Source organism: Acidovorax sp. 93 (assembly GCF_003633835.1).
Taxonomy (GTDB): Bacteria; Pseudomonadota; Gammaproteobacteria; order Burkholderiales; family Burkholderiaceae_C; genus Acidovorax; species Acidovorax facilis.
In genome coordinates, this window is sequence record NZ_RBIT01000001.1 from 1,190,590 (window position 1) to 1,211,804 (window position 21,215).

Below are 21,215 nucleotides of genomic sequence, written 5' to 3' on the forward strand. Positions count from 1 at the left end.
GCATGCTCGATGCCCGGGCAGGCCTGGTGCTGGACCCCTTGCGGGCCGAAGTGTTTGGCGTGGCCCGCTTCGAAGAGCATGGCAGGCACCTGGGCGCGTCCCACGACGCAGGCAAGGCACCGTTTGGCCGCACCACCTTTTACCCACGCCTGCAGAGCAACATCCGCGCGCTGCGGGCCGCATACCGCTACCTGTTCGATGCACCGCATGACGAGCATGCCATCAGCCCCGCCGCTGAATGGCTGTTTGACAACTTCCACCTGATCGAAAGCCAGCTCAAGGAGATCCGGGCCGGGCTGCCACCGCGTTACTACCGCTCGCTGCCGGTGCTCAAAGACGCCCCGCTGGTGGGCCTGCCGCGTGTGTACGGTGTGGCGTGGTCGTTTGTGGCCCATACCGACAGCGCGTTTGATGAGTCGCTGCTGGTGCACTACCTGAATGCCTACCAGCAGACCCGCGAGCTGAGCCAGGGGGAGCTGTGGGCGTTGCCCACCACGCTGCGTGTGGTGCTGGTGGAGAACCTGCGCCGCTTGGCCGAGCGCCTGGCCAGCCACAAGACCGCGCAGGAGCTGGCCAGCCTGTGCGCCGCCCGCAGCAAGGACCTGAACGTGTTGACGCTGGATGCCGCCTGCGCAGCCATGGAGCAGCGTGGCGTGGCACCGGTGTTCCTGGCCCACCTGGCGCAGTCGATGATGGGGCGCGGCGTGGTGGGCGGGCATGCCGCTGCAGGCACGCCAACGCCCGTACAGCAGTGGTTGCTGACCGCTGTGCCTGACTTGGTGGCGTTGCAGGCCCAGCAGCAGATCAACCAGGCCGCCGACCAGCTGAGCATGGGCAATGCCGTCACGGCACTGCGGCGGGTGGGCGCGGCCGACTGGTCCGACATCATCAGCCAGACCAGCCTGGTGCTGCGCGCCATGCTGCAGTCGCCCGTGTTCGCGGCCGAAGACGAGTCCACCCGCAACACCACCTTGCACGGCATCGAAAACCTGTCGGCCCGCAGCGGGCAGGGCGAGGCCGCCGTGGCACAGGCGCTGCTGGTGCTGATGTCGGGTGCCGACGGCGAGCCTCCAGATCATCCGGGAGCTGCGCAGGCCTTGGCAGGCTATTGGCTGCAAGGCGCCGGGCGCAACCAGCTGGAGCATGCCCTGGGTGTGCGCCGACATGCCACCGACGCGGTGGCCCTGTGGCGGTCTGCGGTGGGCCTGTCGCGTGTGCCGTTGTACCTCGGCGCCTTGCTGGTGGGCTCGCTCGGTCTGCTGGCCTGGCTGATGGCGCCCCTGTGGGGTGTGCAGGCGGGGCCCGATACCAGCGCAGCCCATCTTGCGGGCCTGGCGCTGCTCGCCGTCTTGTTGCTGCTGCCGGTGTCCGAGATCGTGGTGGCCGTGGTCAACCGGCTCATTGGCGAATCCGTCCGGCCGACCTACATGCCCCGCTACCTGCTGCCAGCGGGCATTCCGGTATCGGCACGTGTGCTGGTGGCTATCCCGGCCCTGCTCAGCAGCACCGGCACCATCGAGCGGTTGGTGCACCGCCTGCACCTGCATTACCTGGCCAACCCCGAGCCCTTTGCGCAATTTGCGCTGCTGACCGACGGTGTGGATGCCGATGTGCAAGACCTGCCCGAAGACGGCGTGCTGCTGGCCCATGCCGAGGGCTTGATGTTGGCCCTGAATGCCCAGCACCCGTCTATCACGGGCGGTGCCCCGCGGTTTTTGCTGCTGCACCGCACCCGCACCTACAGCCCCACGCAGCAGCAGTGGATCGGCTGGGAGCGCAAGCGTGGCAAGCTCGAACAGCTGGTGGCGGCCCTCGCCACTGGCGGGCAAGGCGCCTTCCTGGACCTGGGCGAACTCTCGCACCTGGCACCGCAGACCCGCTATGTGCTCACGCTGGACAGCGATACGCAGCTGCCCCCGGGCCGCCTGCGCAGCCTGGTGGGGGTGGCCGAGCACCCCGAGAACCAGCCCCGGCTGGATGCCACAGGCCAGCGCGTGGTACAGGGCTACGGCATCCTGCAGCCCCGGGTGCTGGCGCCACTGCCCACCGCTGCCACCACCTCGTTGTGGCAATGGCTGTTTGCGGGCCAGCAGGGGCTGGACCCGTATAGCGCCATGACGTCCGACGTCTACCAGGATTTTTTTGCCGAAGGCAGCTTCACCGGCAAGGGCCTGCTGCATGTGGCCACGGTGCACGCCGTGCTGGGCGGGCGCCTGCCGGCCGACCAGGTGCTGAGCCACGACCTGCTCGAAGGTGCGCTGGCACGCTGCGCCGTGGTCAGCGATGTGACGCTGGTGGAGGCGGAGCCCGAACACAGCGACACCGCCGCCGCCCGCCTGCACCGCTGGACGCGGGGCGACTGGCAGCTGTGGCCCTTTCTGGCCCAGGCCCAGCGCTGGGGCCTTTCGCCCATCAACCGCTGGAAGCTGCTGGACAACCTGCGCCGCTCGCTCGTGGCGCCCGCATCGCTGGTGCTGGTGGTGCTGGCCCTGGCGGGGCTGGGCCTGCCCTTGGCCAGCACGCTGGCGCTGGTGGTGGCGGCCTATGCGGCTGCGCCCTTGATGGGGGCACTGGCGGGCTGGGTGCCCAGTCGTTTTGGGCTGGTCGGCATGCGTTTTGTGCACGAAGCATCGGGCGACCTGTTGCGCGCCCTGGCCAGTGGTGTGTGGCACTTGGCCCTGCTGCCGCAGCAGGCGCTGCTGCTGGGCGATGCCGTGGTGCGCACCGTGCACCGGCAGGCCGTGAGCCGCTGGCATCTGCTGGAGTGGACCACGGCCGAGGCCGCGCAGAACACCCTGATCACAGGCCTGGCGGCCACGCTGCGCAGACACAAGGCGGCACCCTTGCTGGCGCTGGGCTGTGGCGTGGCGCTGTGGGCCGGTGGAACCCAGGCACCCTGGGCCTTGGTGGGGCCGCTGCTGGCGCTGTGGGCGCTGTCGCCGCTGCTGGTGTGGCTGGCCAACCGCGTTCCGTCTGGCCTGGGCAACCCAACACTGTCGGCACAAGACCAGGACATGCTGCAAGGCGTGGCGCGCGACACCTGGCGTTTGTTCGAGCGCTGTGTGGATGCCCCCAACCACCATCTGCCGCCCGACAACCTCCAGACCGCCCCGTATGAAATGGTGGCGCACCGTACCTCGCCCACCAACATCGGGCTGTACCTGCTGAGCGCCAGCTGTGCGCGCCAGTTCGGCTGGATCGGCACGCTGGAGCTGCTCGACCGGCTCGAAGCCACCCTCGTGACCCTGCAGGCCATGGAGCGGCACCGGGGCCACTTCCTGAACTGGTACGACACCGAAACCCTGCAGCCCCTGCACCCGCGTTATGTGTCCACGGTGGACAGCGGCAATCTCTGCGCGCACCTGGTGGCCGTGGCGCAGGCCTGCAGCGCGCTGGCGGCGCAGCCACTGTCACCGCTGGCGGGTGCGCAGGCCATCCGCACCTCGCTGGCTCGACTGCAGCCCCGGCTGGGCGTCCACCACCCGGGCTTGCGCGGTATGCTGCCCTCGTCCGCCTTGAGCCGTCTGCTGGGAATGCGTCTGCCGGACCCGGCGCACCAGCCGGAGGCCACTGCGTTTCGCGCGCTGCTGGCGCAGGCGCAGGACGAACTGCGCAGCATGGCCCAGCCACGCCACCCGGCCATCGTGCACAGCCCGCCCACGGCGCAGGACGAACTGCTGTGGCTGCTGGCCGACCACCTGGCCACACTGCAGTCGGTGGACAGTGACCAGCAGGCCGCACACAACGGCGGCGCACCCGAGGCCACGCGGCGCCTCATGGGGCTGGCAGAGGCGTTGGATGCCCTGGCCTGGCAGGCCGACTTCCGGTTTCTGTACCACCCCCGCCGGCACCTGTTGCACATTGGCTACCGGGTGGACGAGCAGCAGCTGGACACCTCGTTCTACGACCTGCTCGCGTCCGAGTCGCGCACTACCAGCCTGCTGGCCGTCGCCAAGGACGACTTGCCCGTCAAGCACTGGGCGGCCCTGGGGCGGCCGTTCTTTGCCAGCGGCCACCATGCGGTGCTGCGCTCGTGGTCAGGCTCGATGTTCGAGTACCTGATGCCCACGCTGGTCATGGACGAGCCGTATCACAGCGCCCTGGGCGAGGCAGGGCGGTCCGCCCTGCGTGAGCATCTGGCGCTGGTGCTGGCCTTGGGCAAAGACATGCCCTGGGGCATTTCAGAATGCGCCTACGCCGGGCGCGACCACACGCTGGCCTACCAGTACGCTCCGCAGGGCGTGCCCCGCCTGGCCTTGCGCCGCACGCCCGTGGGCGAGCTGGTGATTGCCCCCTATGCCACGGCGCTGGCCACCCAGGTGGATGCCCGTGCAGCTTGCGCCAACTTCCGCACGCTGGCCGCACTGTCGGCGCGGGGGCGCTACGGCTTTTACGAGGCGCTGGACTTCACGCCCGAACGCCAGACCCATGGCGAGCGGCTCACGCTGGTCAGCACCTACATGGCCCACCACCAGGGCATGACCATCGTGGCGCTGGCCAACGTGCTGCTGGGTGGCGTTGCGCAGCGTTGGGGCACGGCGCATGCCCGCATCGAAGCCGTGCTGCCGCTGCTGCAGGAGCGCACCCCGCGCGAGCTGCCCACCTTGCAGGCCACACCGCCGCGCCTGCCGCTGCATGCGCGCCAACAAAAAACACCCGACCATGTGCGCCCCGTCACCCCGGGCGCCCAGGTCTTGGAGCCCACGCACCTGCTGGGCAACGGGCGCTACAGCGTTACCCTGCGCGCCAACGGGGCAGGGTGGAGCCGCTGGCACCAGACGGGCATCACCCGCTGGCGCGACGATGCGCTGCGGGATGCACATGGCAGCTTTCTGTATGTGCGGCAGATGGGCTCCAGCGTGCCCGCGTCCGTCACCAGCCACCCCGCGCCCGATGCGCGTGCGGTGTATGGCAGCATCTTCCACACCGACCGCGTGTGTTTTGACGCACTGTGGCCGGGGCTGCGCGTGCACACCACCGTGTGGGTGAGCCCGGAAGACGACATTGAACTGCGAAGGGTGGTGGTGAGCAACCTGGGTGATGAGGTGATCGAGCTGGAGCTGATTTCGGCCCTGGACATCACCCTGGCCACCCACGCGGCCGACGAGGCGCACCCCGCGTTCTCCAACCTTTTCGTCGCCGCCGACTGGCTGCCCGCACAGCAGGCGCTGCGGTTCATCCGAACGCCCCGGCTGCAGACCGAGACCACCCTGCAGGCTGCGCACTTTGTCGCAGATACCCAAGGGCAGGTGCTGGGCCTGCGTTGCCAGACCGACCGGCAGCTCTGGCTGGGGCGCAACCATACGCCCGGCCAGCCGTTGGCTTTGCTCAGCCGGGTGCCTGAAGTGCCTGCATCGCTGGACACGGGTCTGGACCCTGTGGCGGCGCTGGGCGTGATGCTGCGCATTGCGCCCGGTGCGCAGGCCTGCGTCACTTTTGCCACGGCGGCATCGCAAGACCCGGCCACGCTGCTGGCCATCATCGACAAGTACCGCCAGCCCACCTATCTGGAGCGCGCTTCGGCCATGTCGGCCACGCTGGCCAGCATCCAGTGGGCGTCGCACCGCCCGCACCGCGACTACCTGCCCGCGCTGCAGGCATTGACCACGGCGCTGGTGTTCACGCTGCCCAAGGTCCACACCACCTACCTGGGCGTGCTGACCGAGGCCCAGGCCGCCCACCCCGTGTGTGACCGGCGCACGTTGTGGCAACTGGGCCTGTCGGGTGATCGCCCCATCGTGCTGGTGATGGCCGGATCGCCCCAGGGCATGGGTCTGCTGCGCACGCTGGCCCAGGCGCTGCGCGAATGGGCGCATGGCGGTGTGGCCTGCGACTTGGTGGTGCTCAGCAGCGAATCGCACTCGTACCACATGCCCCTGCAGCGTGAGCTGACGCTGCTGCGCGAGCACCACGATGCCGACCTGGCCACACACACCGGCCCGGCGGTGACCAGCCTGCGGGTGCTACGGCTCGATGAGCTGTCGGCTGCGCAGCTGGGCACCTTGGTGAGCCTGGCCCGCATCACCCTGCAGGCCGATGGCCATGCGCTCATGCACCAGGTAAAGGCCTGGGTGGCGGCCCATGGCGTGTCGATGGCCGGCCCTTGGCGCGGCGGCGCCACGGACGAAGTGCTCACGCACCAGGGCAGCACGCGGGTGCCCGCGCCGGTGGGCGGTTTTGCACCGGTGACCGGCACCTTTGGGTTTGATGTGTCGGCAGCGCTGCGGCCTGCCAAACCTTGGGTCAATGTGCTGGCCAATGCCCAGCTGGGGGCCATGGTTTCGGAAACTGGCGCGGGCAACACCTGGGCGCTCAACAGCCGCCTGAACCAGCTCACCGCATGGTCGAACGACCCGGTGGCCGACCCGCCTGCCGAATGGCTGCTGCTGCAGGACCGCCGCACGCGTGAGGTGTGGGGCCTGACGCCCTCGGCCTGGGGCGCGGCCGATGTGGCGTACCGCGTGGAGCACGCCCAGGGCACTACCACCATCCGCCACCGCCGAGGCGCGCTGGAGGTGGAGGTGCGCTGGTGCGTGGACCCCGCCACCGCCATCAAACAGGTGTTTGTGCAGGTGCGAAACCTGGGCAACCGGCGCGAGCACTTGCGCCTGGTGGGCATGGTGGAGTGGATGATGGGCGAAAAACGCTGCGACCGTGCCACGCTGGCCACCGCCCCGTGTTTTGCACCACTGCCCGATGGCCGCTTGCTGGGCCTGCTGTGCACGCAGACCGAGGCGGCCGCAGGCTTGGGCGGGGGCACGGCCTTTTTCTGCGAAGCCTCGGCTGGGCCGGGCACGGACGACCGTGCCAACGACAGCGTGGACTGGACCTGCGACCGCCGCGAGTTCTTCGATGCCCAGGGCGATCTGGTGGTACCCCTGCAACTGGGGCAGCGCAGCGGGTTTGGGCTGGACCCTTGTGCAGCCCTGTCGCGTTTGGTGACCTTGCGGGCCGGGGCGGTTTTCGAGCGCGTGTACCTGATGGGCTACGCACCCACCGAGGCTGCAGCACGTGCGCTGGGCGCCGAGGCCATGGCCGTCGCGGCCCGCACGCGGGAGAAGGCGACCGTCGACCAGTGGAATCTGCTGCTGGGCGCAACGCAGGTGACCACGCCCGACCCGCTGTTCGACGTGCTGGTCAACCGCTGGCTGCTGTACCAGACGGTGTCTTCACGCCTGTTTGCCAAAGCGGGCTTTTACCAGGCGGGTGGTGCCACGGGCTACCGCGACCAATTGCAGGATGCCATGGCGCTGGCCTGGGCACAGCCGGACACCTTGCGCGCCCAGATTGTGCTGTGCGCATCGCGCCAGTTTGAAGCGGGCGATGTGCAGCATTGGTGGCACACGCCGGGCGGGGCTGGGGTGCGCACGCATTTCTCGGACGACCTGCTGTGGCTGCCCTTTGCCTGCGCGCATTACCTGGAACGCACTGCAGACCACAGCTTGCTGGAGGAGCAGGTGGCGTTCCTGGAAGGTTCTGCGATCCCCGAAGGGGCGGAAGACATCTACGAAGCGCCCAGCGCCAGCACCACCACGGCGAGTGTGTACGAGCATGCCGCCCGCACCATAGACCGCAGCCTGCGCACCGGCGCACACGGCCTGCCGCTGATGGGCGGCGGCGACTGGAACGACGGTATGAACCGCGTGGGCGACGGTGGGCGCGGAGAATCGGTGTGGCTGGCGTGGTTTTTGTGCGCGATCGTCACAGACTGGATTCCGCTGGCCCGCGGTCGGGGCGATCTGGATCGCGTGCAGCGGTGGGACGCTGCCCTGACCGGCTGGCGCGCCGCAGCGGAAAACCAGGCGTGGGACGGTGATTGGTACCAGCGCGCCTTTTTTGACGATGGCACGGCACTGGGCAGCCACACGAGGGGCGAGGGCCGCATTGACCTCATCGCCCAGGCCTGGGCGGTACTCTCGGGCGCAGCAAAGCCTGTGCGGCAGCGCCATGCGATGGACGCGGTCGAGGCGCATCTGGTCAACCCCGCAGCAGGCTTGATCCAGTTGCTGGCGCCCCCGCTGCGCCATGCCGAGCCCAGCGCGGGCTACATCCAGGCCTACCCGCCCGGCGTGCGCGAGAACGGGGGGCAATATGCCCATGGCGGCGTGTGGGCGCTGATGGCCGCTGCAGAACTGGCCCTGCAGGAGCCTGAGCACCCCGGTGCGTTCGATGTGCCTTACCGCTACTTCACCTACCTGAGCCCGGCGCACCGGGCCCAGCACCCGGTGTGGGGGCCGGTGTACGCCGTGGAGCCCTATGTGATGGCGGCTGACATCTACAGCCAGCCACCCTATGTGGGGCGCGGCGGCTGGAGCTGGTACACCGGCGCGGCGGGCTGGCTGCACCGGGCGGCGGTGGAGTCCATCGTGGGGTTGCAGATGGGCGCGCAGGAGCTGTTCTTCACCCCTTGCCTGCCATCGCACTGGCCGGGCGCAGAGCTGACGCTGGTGCGCGGTGGGCGCACGCTGCGGTTCCTCCTGGTGCGGATGGCCCCAGGGGGGGAGCCTGCCGCGTTGCCGGACAGTGCCCCATCTGGCGCACGCTGGCTCCAGGTGGGAGAGCGGCTGCGCTGGGTCGATCTCCCTTCAGACCTCTGCTGTGTGATCCCTGTCCGGGGGCCGCCAGACACTGTTGCGGGCGCCGTGTAGCGCGAATGGGCAGAAGTCATTTGGTAAATGTGTGTATGTGCGATACCGTACAGACCCGAAGGGCGTGGCCCCACAAACTGGTTACTTGCCCAGCGGGGCAGGCACAACCGCGAGGGTGGTGCGCCCCGCGTTCCACAAGGTGCTGCCATCAAACGATCCAACTCCCCCCTCCAGAATCAATTGCTGGCCGCTTTGCCGAAGGTGGAGTTGCAGCGTTGGCTGCCGCAGCTGGAGTCGGTGGAGCTGCCTTTGGGTCAGGTGCTGTACGAATCCGGTGCAGCCATGCCATTCGTGTATTTCCCCACCAACGCCATCGTTTCTCTGCTGTACGTGCTGGAGGATGGTGCCTCGGCGGAGATTGCGGTGGTGGGCTTTGAGGGCCTGGTGGGCATCTCCATCTTCATGGGTGGCGGTTCTACCCCGAGCCGGGCTGTAGTGCAAAGCGCGGGTTCAGGTTACCGCATGCGTGCTGACGCCATGAAGCAAGAGTTTGCCCGCTCCGGGCCTGTCATGCACCTGCTGTTGCGCTACACCCAGGCACTCATTACCCAGATGGCGCAGACCGCAGTGTGCAACCGCCACCATTCGCTGGACCAGCAGTTGTGCCGCTGGCTGCTGCTGAGCCTGGACCGCCTGCAAAGCAACCAGCTGGTGATGACGCAGGAACTGATCGCCAACATGCTGGGTGTACGGCGCGAAGGAGTGACCGAGGCGGCCCTCAAGCTGCAGCGGTCGGGGCTGATCAGCTATGCCCGGGGGCATATCAATGTGCTGGATCGCCCGGGCCTGGAAGCACGCACCTGCGAGTGCTACGAGGTCGTCAAGAAGGAGTACGACCGGTTGCTGCCCACGGGCGTTGCCAGCTAGCGCGTTTTCGAAGGGGTGCCTGGTCGGGCGGGGCAGGCGTGCTGTGTGCGCTGGCAGACAGTCGCGCGGCAAAGGGACGCCCACACTGGCCGCAGACCTGCGCTGGGCAAGCCCCCGTGCGGTTGTCATGATGCCGCTTCTTTGAGCGGCGCGGACCGACCTGTGAGACGCCCCGATGCACCGCCCCGAAAATGCCCTTCTTCTCAAGTTGCGCCCTGCCGCGCGCCAGCAGTTGTTGGACCACTGCGAACCGTTCGAACTGGTGCTTTCCGCAGAGCTGAGCGTGCGGGGCAAGCCGCTGCAGCATGCCCACTTTCCCATTGAAGGTTTCCTGTCCCTGGTGATCGATGTGGACAGCCACCCCCCGCTCGAAGTTGGCATGGTCGGGGGAGAGGCGATGCTGGGGGCGGAGCTGATTCTGGGGCTGGCGGCCACACCTTGGCGGGCGCTGGTGCAGGGGGCCGGGTCCAGCTGGCGCATCGGCGCCCAGCAACTGCGCACGCAGATCGACGCGATTCCCGAACTGGAGGCCTTGCTCCAGGCCTGCCTGCTGACGCGCCTGCACCAGCAGACGCTGGCGGCGGCATGCCAGCGCTACCACCAGATTGCGCCGCGCCTGGCGCGCTGGCTGCTGATGATGCAGGACCGCTCGCATTCAGAGTGTTTTCACGTCACCCAGGAATTCATGGCCCTGATGCTGGGCGTGCGCCGCGTGGGCGTGACCGAGGCGGCCAGCCATTTTCAGGACAGCGGGTTGATCGTCTACCACCGGGGCGAACTCACGGTGCTCGACCGCAAGGCGTTGGAGGCCGAGGCCTGCAGCTGCTACGCCGCAGACAAGCAGATCTATCAGCGATTGATGAAGGCCAAAGTCTGACCATCCAGAAGACCTCAGGAGGCTCTGAGAGCGCAGCGCCCGCACGGTTGTGCCCCGTTCCGGGCAAGGGGCCGCGCCTACTGCTTGATCAACAGTTCTTCTTGAATGCTGCGAATGCCCAGCACGCGGTGGGCCAGGTGGACCCAGCCGCTCTGCTTGCGTTCAGTGTCGGCAGGCAGCCCGGTTTCCAGAGCCAGGGGATGGCTCAATGCCATCCCAACGGGGGACGGTGCTGGCGGCGTCCCATCCTGCGCGGCGGATTCAGGGTGTGAGAAATTGCCCAAACTGCGCTGGTTGCGCAACGTGTCTGAGTCGGGAACGTAGCTCTTGCCGAGGGTTGGGCTGGGTGCCACGCCTGTAGAGAACATGAAGCTGTCCACCGAACTCACACCGGGCACGGTTTGCGCCACAAACACAGCAAGGTCGATCTGCGTGGGGTCTGCCGCCATGCCGCTGAGCAGCACCACCCCCTGGTGCGATTCGACGCCGATGTTGAAGCTGTTTACCACCGGCGACAGGATGAGTGCGGCGCGGACGCGAGACGTCAGCACGCTGTCTTCCAGGTAGGCGGTGGGGGAGGGTGCGGCAAGCGTCCAGTCGGTGACAAGCTCGATGCGCTTGCAGCCTTGCAGCGACATCACCGCCAACGCCCCCAGAAGGGCACTGGAAAGCTTACGGGGTGTGGGATGTCGCATGCAAAAGTCCTTTGGAAAGGTTGTCACCATGGTGGTGGCCGTTGTTTGCACTGTCCCATCGCACGCTGCAGCCGTCTGTTCGTAACCGTACTCATGGGAATGTTTTACTTTGTGAGGAAGGCACCTGCGGGATCACGCGGCTTCGCCGTAGAACGCGAATCCGCGCCGTTCGCGCTTGGCCGCATACATCGCCGCATCGGCGCATGCCAACAGGTCTTTGGCCGCCGTGCCATGCTGGGGGCACATGGCTACGCCAATGCTGGGGCACACCAGCAGTTGCAGGTCGGCGACCTTCATGGGGCGGGACACGGCCTCCAGCAACTTGGCGCACAGCTGGCGCAGCGGCGCAGCGTCGGCCACGCCTTGTAGCAGGCAGACAAATTCGTCGCCCCCAAGGCGCACCACCAGGTCGCCGTGGCGCACTGCTGCACTCAGCCGTGCTGCGGTAATGCGCAGCACCTCGTTCCCCACGCCGTGTCCATGGGTGTCGTTCACGGTCTTGAAGTGGTCGAGGTCAATGTAGATCACCGTTGGCCCAAGGTCTTCAGGCCCGCGCTGGGCAAGGGCCTGGCCCAGTTGCTGCATCAGGTGGCGGCGGTTGGGCAGGGTTGTCAGCTCATCATGCAGGGCTTGGTGGCGCGCGTGGCGCTCACCCCCACGCACGCAGGCCAGATCGGCCTCGGCCTGAATGAGTGCCTTGCGGGTTCCGCGGAAGGCGCGTTCCAGCGCTTGCCGCTGGGCGGTTTCGCGCTGGAGGGCCTGGCGCATTTCCTCAAGGGCCGCAACGCACTCTGGCAAGCTGACATCGGCGCCGGGCTTGGGATAGGGGGTGTGGGTGGTGCGGGGAAGGAGGACTTTCGCATGCGGTGCTGCGCGGTGGAACCACTGCGCACGTATCGCCCGGAACACCTGGTTCCAGCGCCGCAGTTGCACGGTGGTTGGCCAGGATGTGGTGAGGGCTTTGCCCCACAGAAATGATCTTTGGTTGGTACCCATATGCCGAGCCCTGTTGTGCCTTCACCTCAAGGCAGGAGATTTGATTTGCCTTACGGCGTGTGGTCAGGGCGCACGTGCGCTATTGCCAGCGCAGACAGACTCCCTGTTGCCACAAAGTCTGCAGGGTTGCTGCCGCTGTCACTGTCTGTCACCGCACATATCTGGCCGAGGACGGGCCGGTGAAGGCGGCCTGTTGCAGCTTGTCTCAGGAGGGGTAGTGGTGGCGTGTTGCGAGTGTTACATTCAGTTATACCGTTTGAAGCAACTGTTTTTGCCCTTGCTGCGCGACCCTTGGGAGATCGCCTCCGGGCTCTTGGCTGCTGTGGCAGCTTCGCTGGCTGTCCGTGAATTTTTGAAGTCTCAGGCAAGGAATCCCTCCCATGTCCCCAGAACGCCAACGGCTGATCCGCCTGCTGTTCGACGAATACATCGATATGTATGCCGCACGGGACGCAAGGCTGGTCACCCGTTTTAGTGACAACTTCAGCGGCTTTGCGGGCAGCAGCGACCAGCTGGTCAAGAGCCGTAGCGATTGGGTTGACGTCACCTTGCAGGACTTTGCCCAGGTGCCCGGCCGCATCGGCATTGACGTGCTGGACCTCTTCCCCCAGGAGCTGAGCGATGACGTGGTGGCCGTCACGGCGTTTTTCCACATCCGGCTGCCCATTCCTGACGCACTGTTTGCCCGCGAGACCGCGCGACTGGTGCTGGTGTTTCGCCATGAGGAGGGCGACTGGAAGATTGCCCACAGCAGCATTTCCATCCCCTACGGCCTGGCGCGTGACGGCGAGGTGTACCCGGTAGGCCGCCTGCAGCAGCGCAACCTGGAGCTGGAGGCGCTGGTGGAAGAGCGCACCCAAGCCCTGGCGCAGGCCAACCAGCGGCTGCAACTGATCAGCAACACCGATGGGCTCACCGGCATTGCCAACCGCCGCCATTTTGACCAGACCCTGGCGCACGAATGGGCCCGCGCCCAGCGGGCGCAGACGCCGCTCTCGCTGATCATGCTGGACGTGGACGTGTTCAAGCACTTCAACGACCACTATGGTCACCTGGCGGGCGATGCCTGCCTGCAGGCGCTGGCCCTGACCCTGGCGCAAACCGGTGGGCGCCGCGACGGTGATCTGGCGGCGCGCTTTGGTGGCGAGGAGTTTGTGGTGCTGCTGCCGGCGTCGGACGCGCAGGCTGCCATGGAAGTGGCCCGCCAGATCCAGCAGGCCGTCCAGGCGCTGGCCTTGCCGCATGAGGGGGCACCCTTTGGCATCGTGACCGTCAGCTTTGGCGTGGCCAGCCTTGTGCCCCAGCGTGACCAGGCCCCCGAAGAACTGGTGCGCCGCGCCGACCGCGCCATGTACCGCGCCAAGCAGGCCGGGCGCAACCGCATCGAGCTGGCGCCGGACTGAAGGGCGGGCGCAGTACCTGCCGTGCCCGGGTAGCGCTGTTGGCCGTTCATTCAGGGTTTACCCGAGTGGTGTGCACCGAAATGGTGACAATGGGCGGCTATGCATTTTTCCCGCTTCCTCAAAATGGCCCTCATCCTGGGTCTGCTCTCGGCCATCGGCCCCTTTGCCATCGACATGTACCTGCCCGCGCTGCCCGATATTGGCGCCAGCCTGGGGGCGTCGGTGGGCGCTGTGCAGTGGAGCCTGACGGCGTTTTTCCTGGCGCTGGGGGCTGGCCAGCTGTTCTACGGCCCTATCTCCGACATGGTGGGGCGCAAGCCGCCGCTGTACTTTGGCCTGGGCCTGTTCACGGTGGCCAGCGTGGGGTGTGCGCTGGCCAGTGACATCGAAACCCTGGTGGCCCTGCGCTTTTTACAGGGCCTGGGCGCGGCGGCGGGCATGGCCATACCGCGTGCCGTGGTGCGCGACCTGCACACGGGCACCGATGCAGCGCGGCTGATGTCGCTGCTGATCCTGGTGTTCAGCGTGTCGCCCATCCTGGCGCCGCTGGCGGGCAGCGGGGTGATTGCGCTCACGGGCTGGCGCGGCGTCTTCTGGGTGGTGGCCGTGGCCGCCGTGGCGGGGCTGGCGCTGGTGTACGGCAGCCTGCAGGAGACACGCCCTGCGTCCGACCGCGTGGAAAGCAGCCTGGGCGGCGCCCTGCGCGCCTACGCGCTGCTGCTGCGCGACTGGCACTACCTGGGCCTGGTGTTCATTGGCGGCTGTGCCATGGCCGGGTTTTTTGTGTACCTGGCGGGCTCGCCGTTTGTGCTCATCAACCACTACGGGCTGACGCCCACGCAGTACAGCCTGGCCTTTGGGGTTAACGCGGCAGCGTTCATCGGCGCCTCCCAGTTCACCGCCACGCTGGGTGAGCGCTTTGGCATGGTTCGGGTGGTGAAAGCGGCGGCCACGGCCTCGGGCGCGGTCATGGCGTCGTTGCTGCTTTACTACCTGCTGGGCTGCGATGACCTGGCCGTGCTGATCGGTTTGTACTTTGTGGCCAGCGCGCTCATGGGGCTGGTGATCCCCACCACCTCGGTGCTGGCGCTGGAGAAACACGGCGCCATCGCCGGCACGGCATCGGCCCTGCTGGGCACACTGCAGATGCTGACGGGCGCCCTGGCCATGGGCGTGGTCGGCTTGTTTGCCACCGGCAAGCCCTTGCCCATGGTAGTCGGCATGGCCACCGGGGCGCTGGTGGGCGTGGCGCTGGCGTGGATCACGCTGGGCGGCAGGCGCGGGGCGATGGTGCATGCCTAGTCCGTGCCGCAAGCGCTTGCAGAAAATTTGAATAAAAAGTGCCTCTAGCGCTTGATGGATAAGCGCTAGCAGCTATGAATATGTGAGTATTTCGCCTTCCAGAGCGGTACATCGCATCCGGCTCACACCGCGCTCAGACTCACCCGCAGGGACGTCGCTGGTGCGCGTGCATATCAGCGGGGCGCTGCCGCCAGCACCGCAGCCACTTCGTCGGCCACACCGCGCACCGTCAGCGGCGCGCAGCCCTCGGCATGGTTGCTGATGGTCACAAAGGCGTTCTGCCCCCGGCGCGTGATGCCCGCTATCACGCTGGCCAGTTCCGCTCGGGTGGGCAGGTCGGGGTGGTGCAGGCGGTCGTAGGGGGCGTACAGGCGTTCCGCCTCTTCATAGCCATAGGGGCCATGCACCGGGTTCAGGTTCCAGCGGCAGACCAGGGGGCCGGGCCACAGCGCGCGCAGCATCGGCAGCTGTTGCTGCAGTGGCGGCATCTTGGCGTGCAGGCCCAGGCAGTAGGTGGCACCGGCTTCGCGCAGAACGGCGGCAAAGTCGGGGGCCAGCCACTCGGGGTCGCGCACCTCCACGGCGATGACGCCATCGGGCGCCAGCGGTGCCAGTGCGGGCTGCGCGAGCAGCATGGTGCGCAGGCGCTCCAGCAGCAGCGGCAGGCGGTCCAGCTGCGCTAGCGGCAGCGGGCTGAGCTGGAACACTAGTGCGCCCAGCTTGTGCCCCAGGCCTTGCAGGGCAGGCTCCACACACTCGCTGCGAGCCAGTTCGGGGCTCAAGAATGCTGGATTGGCCTGGCGGCCCCGGCCGTCTTCGCTGCGCACCAGGGCGTCGGTCACCACACTTGGTGCCTTCACCACAAACCGGAAGTCGTCGGGCACCTGCGAGGCGTAGCGTTCGTACTGGCTCACGGTGAGCGGCCGGTAAAAGCTGCGGTCAATGCTCACGGTGCGCATCAGCGGGTGCTGGACATATACCGCCAGGCCTTGCTTGGACAGTTGCGTGTCGGAATGTTCGCCCTCCCACACCAGGCCTTTCCAGCCGGGGTAGGTCCAGCTGGAGGTGCCCAGGCGCAACTGCCGGGGCAAGGCGGCGGCCAGGGCGGTGAGCGCATCGTCGTGCGCCATGGCGGTTACCTGGCTGGAGCGCTTGCGCGGGGCAGGCGGCGCGGCGTGTTCTGCGGCTTCGGGCGCATCGGCTTTGGTCGGCCGGGTGGAATGCCGCGAAGGCACAGGAGGTGTTGGGGCTTCGGGGCTGCCGAACAGGTCGTCTTGCATGCGGCGGGCAGGGCGGGTGGGCAAAGAGACGGATGCGCGGGGTCACAACCCCGAGAACAACCCGCCCTCATTCAGCAGCTCGTACGTGATCTCCGGCCGCTGGTCCATGCCCTTCTTGATGGCGGCCGGAATCGCTTGGCGCGTCTTGCGGCACAGCCCGCGCTGCTCGTGGACCAGGATGGTGATGCCGCGCAGGGTGCGCACTTCGTTGGGGCTGGGGGCAATGGTCAGCCGCAGGCCCAGCTGCTGCTCCATGCGCTCCTGCAAACGCCGCAGGTCGCTCAGGCTGGTGATGTTTTCCAGCCGCTGCAGCAACTTCTTTTCTTCAGCCTGGGTGAGCTGCAGGATGCGTGCCTCCAGCACGGCATCGGGGGATAGCAGCAGCGCGTCCCGGTCGCAGACACAGGCACCGGGCGGGCATTCTGTGCGGATGGGGAAGGGCAACGGCTGCATGAAGGGGCTGTCTTGAAGGCTGGAGCATTCTAGACAGCCCACCCCGCCCTCATGGCAAGGCCGGTTGTTCCCACGGGTTGTTACCAATAGTGCCTGTGGCAAACTCCCGCGCTTCGCGTTTTTGTTCGTTTGTTTGACCGAGTCTCAGAGAGTTTGCCCACACATGCAGCAGATCATCCGGCAGTTGGCCGCAGAAATCAGGGTTAGTGAACAACAGGTGCGCGCAGCGGTGGAGCTGCTGGACGGGGGCGCCACGGTGCCCTTTATCGCGCGCTACCGCAAGGAAGTCACCGGTGGGCTGGACGATATCCAGCTGCGCGAGCTGGAAGCCCGCCTGTCTTACCTGCGCGAGCTGGACGACCGCCGCGCTGCGGTGCTCAAGAGCATTGACGAGCAGGGCAAGCTGACCGATGCGCTGCGTGCTGCCATTGCCGCCGCGCCGACCAAGCAGGAGTTGGAAGACATCTACCTGCCGTTCAAGCAAAAGCGCCGCACCAAGGGCCAGATGGCCCGCGAGTTCGGCATCGAGCCGCTGGCTGACAAGCTCTTTGCCGACCCCACGCTGGACCCTGCCGTGGAGGCTGCCGCCTTCACGAAGCCGCCCGAGGTGCTGGACGATGGCAAGACCGGTGCGGACTTTTCGACCGTGCCCGCAGTGCTGGACGGCGTGCGCGACATCCTTTCCGAACGCTGGGCCGAAGACCCGGCACTGGTGCAAAACCTGCGCGAATGGCTGTGGGCCGAGGGGCTGCTGCGCAGCAAGAAGGTCGAGTCCAAGAACGAGAACGACCCCGAGGTCTCCAAGTTCCGCGACTACTTTGAATACGACGAACCCATCGGCCGCGTGCCTTCGCACCGCGCGCTGGCGGTGTTCCGGGGCCGGGGCCTGGAGATTCTGGAGGCCAAGCTGGTGCTGCCCGTGGAGCCCGAACCCGGCAAGCCCAGCATGGCCGAAGGCAAGATTGCCCTGCGCCTGGGCTGGAGCCACCAGGGCCGCAAAGCCGATGACCTGATCCGCAAGTGTGTGGCCTGGACCTGGCGCGTGAAGCTCAGCCTTTCAACCGAGCGCGACCTGTTCGCCCGCCTGCGCGACGACGCTGAAAAGGTGGCGATCAAGGTGTTTGCCGACAACCTGCGCGACCTGCTGCTGGCCGCGCCGGCTGGGCCGCGTGTGGTGATGGGCCTGGACCCTGGCATCCGCACCGGTGTGAAGGTGGCCGTGGTGGATGCCACGGGCAAGCTGGTGGAAACCGCGACTGTCTACCCGCACGAGCCGCGCCGTGATTGGGAGGGCTCGCTGCACACCCTGGCCAAGCTGGCCGAGAAGCACGGCGTGAACCTGATTGCGATTGGCAACGGCACGGCCAGCCGCGAGACCGACAAGCTGGCCGCCGACCTGATCAAGCTGGCGGCCAAGGTGGACCGCGTGATTGAAAAGGTGGTAGTGAGCGAGGCCGGTGCTTCGGTCTACAGCGCCAGCGAATACGCCTCGCAAGAGATGCCCGATGTGGACGTGAGCCTGCGTGGCGCGGCATCCATCGCACGCCGCCTGCAGGACCCGCTGGCCGAACTGGTGAAGATCGACCCCAAGAGCATCGGCGTGGGCCAGTACCAGCACGACGTGAACCAGAGCGAGCTGGCCCGCACGCTGGGCACGGTGGTGGAAGACTGCGTGAACTCGGTGGGTGTGGACCTGAACACGGCCAGCGTGCCCTTGCTCAGCCGTGTGTCGGGCCTGTCGGGCAGCGTGGCCAAGGCGGTGGTGCGCTGGCGTGAGGCCAATGGCGCGTTCAAGAGCCGCAAGCAGCTGATGGACGTGGCGGGCCTGGGCGCCAAGACGTTTGAGCAGAGCGCGGGCTTCTTGCGCATCCGGGGGGGCGACAACCCCCTCGATATGACCGGCGTGCACCCCGAAACCTACCCCGTGGTCGAGCAGATCATGGAGAAGACGGGCAAGCCCGTGGCCGAGATCATGGGCCGCGCCGACATGCTCAAGACCTTGAAGCCCGAGCTGTTTGCCAACGAAAAATTCGGTGTGATCACCGTCAAGGACATCCTGGCCGAGCTGGAAAAGCCCGGCCGCGACCCGCGTCCGGACTTCAAGGTGGCGCGCTTCAACGATGGCGTGGAAGACATCAAGGATTTGAAGGAAGGCATGATCCTGGAAGGCACGGTGAGCAACGTGGCCCAGTTTGGCGCCTTCATCGACCTGGGCGTGCACCAGGATGGCCTGGTGCACGTGAGCCAGCTGGCGCACAAGTTTGTGAACGATGCGCGCGAAGTGGTCAAGACCGGCGACATCGTCAAGGTCAAGGTCATGGAGGTGGACGTGGAGCGCAAGCGCATCGGCCTGTCGATGAAGCTGGGCGATGCGCCACCACGCCAGGGCGGTGACCGGGGTGCACCCCGCGACAACCGTTTTGAGGGTGCTGGCCGGGGCTATGCACAACCCCAGCGCCGTGCGCCCGAGCCCGTGCAACAGTCGGCCATGGCGTCGGCATTTGCCAAGTTGCAACAGGCCAAGGGCCGTTGACGGATTGCGGCGGGATGGCCTGGGTTTGCGACAGGTTGGGGGCCATAATCGCCAGCAACCCCAACTCTGGTGCCTGACCCCATGGAGCTGAACGCACTGCTGGCCCAACCCGTAGCTCTGCCCAGCCTTCCGCGCACGGTGGCATTGCTGATGAGCGAGCTGGCGCATGAAGAGCCCAGCCTGCGGCGTCTGAACCAGCTTTTCGGCACCGACCCGGCGCTGGCCGGGCGGCTGCTGGAGCTGGCCAATTCCCACACCTTCCAGGTACCGCGCCAGATTGCCGGCATCCCCGAGGCTCTGGCGCTGCTGGGTATTGCCCAGGTTCGCACACTGGTCACGTCGGCACCGCTGGGCACCGCGTCGCGCTCGGTGCCCGGCGTGCACATGCAGCAGTTCTGGCGCTACAGCCTCAACACGGCCAAGCTGGCACGGTCGCTGGCGGGCATCGTGCACCAGAACCAGACCGCTGCGTACACCACCGGCCTGCTGCACGCGCTGGGCGAGCTGGTGATCCACTTGGCCGACCCGGACAAAGCCCAGTCGGTCAACACACTGGTGGCCCCGTTTGACCTGCGGCGCGGCAAGATCGAGCAGCGCATCTTTGGCTACTGCTATGGCCATGTGACGGCCGGGCTGGCACGCCGCTGGCGTTTGCCCGAGGTGGTGGTGGATGCCCTGCACCACCAGAGCGCGCCGTTTGACAACAATGCCTACGAGCCCCTCGCGGGCGTGATCCACCTGGCGTCCTGGCGCGCCCGAGCGCGCGAGGCAGAACTGGGCGAAAAGGAACTGGCCGTGTCGTTCCCTGGCGAAGTGGGCTTGGCCCTGGGGCTGGACATCGACATGGTGCTGCAGCAAGACCCTATCGACTGGACTGCGAAGCCTGAGGCTGCTGATTACGTGGTGTGAGAGCTGGTTTTGAGCCGCCTTGCGGCTTTGCGAAAATGCCGCCCATGAAAGCCCTGCGCATCCATGCCGGCCCCCGCGCCCGCCAACACCTTGAAAACCACGGGCTGCAGCCCGGCGATGTGGGCGTGATCCCTGCGGCGGCAGGGGGCCCCAAGGGCCTGATCCTGGGTCCGCTGGACCGTTTCATCTTTGGGGAGTGGCTGCCCCAGTCCAGCCAGACGGTGCACCTGGTGGGCGCCTCGATCGGCGCCTGGCGCATGGCCACGGCCTGCTTGCAGCAATCGGTGGCGGCTTTCGAGCGGCTGGAGCACGACTACATCCACCAGCACTACGACCTGCCGCCGGGCAAGAAGCGCCCCACGGCCGCGCATGTGAGCGAGCGGTTTGGGCAGAACCTGCAGGCGTTCTATGGTGGGCGCATCGACGAGGTGCTGAGCCACCCGCGCTACCGCCTGCACATCGTCACCTCGCGCGGGCGGCACCTGCTGGGGCGCGAGCACCGCGTGGCCACGCCGCTGGGCTATCTGGGCGCGTTTCTGACGAACACGGTGCACCGCAAGGCGATGGGGGCGTGGCTGGAGCGGGTGGTGTTCTCCTCGTCCGATGCAGCCACGGCCGATGGTGTTGGTGTGAGCGTTGGTGCTGCGTGCGCTGCATTGCCGTTTGGGACCTCGGACTACCGCACGCGGCAGGTACTGCTGCACGGCGGCAACTTCATGCCAGCGCTGCAAGCCAGCTGCTCGATCCCGTTTGTGCTGCAGGCCGTGCACAACATTCCGGGTGCGCCCCGTGGAGCGTATTGGGACGGGGGCATCACCGACTACCACCTGCACCTGGCCTACGGCCAGCAATCACAGAATGCTATTGAATTAATAGCTGGCAGCGCTTATCCAACAAGCGCTGGCGGCCAAAAAACCTCAGATTCTGGCCCGACTGCCTCGCCCGGCCTGGTGCTGTACCCGCATTTCCAGCACCAGGTGGTGCCCGGCTGGCTGGACAAGGGACTCAAGTGGCGCCACCGTTCCACCCCGGCGCTGGACAACCTGGTGGTGCTGTCGCCCAGCCCCGACTGGGTGCGCTCCTTGCCCAACGCCAAGCTGCCCGACCGCAACGATTTCACCCACTACGGCACCGACAGCGCCGCGCGTGCCAAGGCCTGGCTTGCGGCTACGCGGGCCAGCCAGCAGCTGGTGGACGAGTGGCAGGCGTGGCTGGCGCGGCCCGACATGAACGCAGTGCAACCGCTGTAGTA

Annotated in this window: 12 protein-coding genes; 8 read left to right on the forward strand and 4 right to left on the reverse strand. The window is 67.1% G+C overall.

Annotated elements, in window-relative coordinates; all coding sequences use genetic code 11:
• Window positions 1–2 precede the first annotated feature (2 nt).
• The 3 genes from C8C93_RS05435 (at window position 3) to C8C93_RS05445 (ending at window position 10,392) form a co-directional block, all read left to right on the forward strand.
• Window positions 3–8,648, forward strand: coding sequence for a GH36-type glycosyl hydrolase domain-containing protein (locus tag C8C93_RS05435; RefSeq protein ID WP_121506160.1), 8,646 nt, complete (start codon window positions 3–5; stop codon window positions 8,646–8,648).
• A 192-nt stretch (window positions 8,649–8,840) separates the two neighbouring features.
• A complete protein-coding gene (locus C8C93_RS05440) occupies window positions 8,841–9,515 on the forward strand; it encodes a Crp/Fnr family transcriptional regulator (protein ID WP_121508659.1) in 675 nt (224 codons plus the stop codon).
• Between the two features lie 175 nt (window positions 9,516–9,690).
• On the forward strand, window positions 9,691–10,392 hold the full coding sequence (locus C8C93_RS05445; protein WP_121506161.1) for a Crp/Fnr family transcriptional regulator: 702 nt from the start codon (window positions 9,691–9,693) through the stop codon (window positions 10,390–10,392).
• A gap of 77 nt (window positions 10,393–10,469) precedes the next feature.
• On the opposite strand, the gene C8C93_RS05450 is transcribed toward C8C93_RS05445, so the two are convergent.
• Together C8C93_RS05450 and C8C93_RS05455 are read right to left on the reverse strand one after the other, a co-directional pair.
• Window positions 10,470–11,087: a BON domain-containing protein gene (locus C8C93_RS05450; RefSeq protein WP_233559240.1), complete on the reverse strand. Its 618-nt coding sequence runs from the start codon at window positions 11,085–11,087 to the stop codon at window positions 10,470–10,472.
• 132 nt (window positions 11,088–11,219) lie between these two features.
• Entirely contained in the window at window positions 11,220–12,083 is an 864-nt protein-coding gene (locus C8C93_RS05455; protein ID WP_121506163.1) for a GGDEF domain-containing protein, read from the reverse strand.
• Between the two features lie 380 nt (window positions 12,084–12,463).
• Here C8C93_RS05455 and C8C93_RS05460 point away from each other — a divergent pair, with 380 nt between their 5' ends.
• Entirely contained in the window at window positions 12,464–13,486 is a 1,023-nt protein-coding gene (locus C8C93_RS05460) for a diguanylate cyclase domain-containing protein (RefSeq protein WP_121506164.1), read from the forward strand.
• Between the two features lie 99 nt (window positions 13,487–13,585).
• Window positions 13,586–14,788 (forward strand): multidrug effflux MFS transporter, encoded by a 1,203-nt coding sequence (locus tag C8C93_RS05465; RefSeq protein WP_121506165.1) that lies wholly within the window; start codon window positions 13,586–13,588, stop codon window positions 14,786–14,788.
• 173 nt (window positions 14,789–14,961) lie between these two features.
• On the opposite strand, the gene C8C93_RS05470 is transcribed toward C8C93_RS05465, so the two are convergent.
• Together C8C93_RS05470 and C8C93_RS05475 are read right to left on the reverse strand one after the other, a co-directional pair.
• Complete coding sequence (locus C8C93_RS05470) at window positions 14,962–16,068, reverse strand: DUF72 domain-containing protein (protein WP_121506166.1); 1,107 nt, start codon at window positions 16,066–16,068, stop codon at window positions 14,962–14,964.
• Between the two features lie 42 nt (window positions 16,069–16,110).
• Window positions 16,111–16,521, reverse strand: coding sequence for a hypothetical protein (locus tag C8C93_RS05475; protein ID WP_121506167.1), 411 nt, complete (start codon window positions 16,519–16,521; stop codon window positions 16,111–16,113).
• 163 nt (window positions 16,522–16,684) lie between these two features.
• Here C8C93_RS05475 and C8C93_RS05480 point away from each other — a divergent pair, with 163 nt between their 5' ends.
• The 3 genes from C8C93_RS05480 to C8C93_RS05490 all read left to right on the forward strand — a co-directional run bounded on the left by C8C93_RS05480 (window position 16,685) and on the right by C8C93_RS05490 (window position 21,213).
• Window positions 16,685–19,054, forward strand: coding sequence for a Tex family protein (locus C8C93_RS05480; RefSeq protein WP_121506168.1), 2,370 nt, complete (start codon window positions 16,685–16,687; stop codon window positions 19,052–19,054).
• Between the two features lie 81 nt (window positions 19,055–19,135).
• Window positions 19,136–19,963 carry an HDOD domain-containing protein gene (locus C8C93_RS05485; RefSeq protein WP_055393979.1) on the forward strand — a complete coding sequence of 276 codons (828 nt, stop codon included), beginning with the start codon at window positions 19,136–19,138 and terminating at the stop codon, window positions 19,961–19,963.
• A gap of 44 nt (window positions 19,964–20,007) precedes the next feature.
• The gene (locus C8C93_RS05490) at window positions 20,008–21,213 is read left to right on the forward strand and encodes a patatin-like phospholipase family protein (protein ID WP_121506169.1); all 1,206 of its coding nucleotides are present in this window, start codon (window positions 20,008–20,010) and stop codon (window positions 21,211–21,213) included.
• Window positions 21,214–21,215 lie beyond the last annotated feature (2 nt).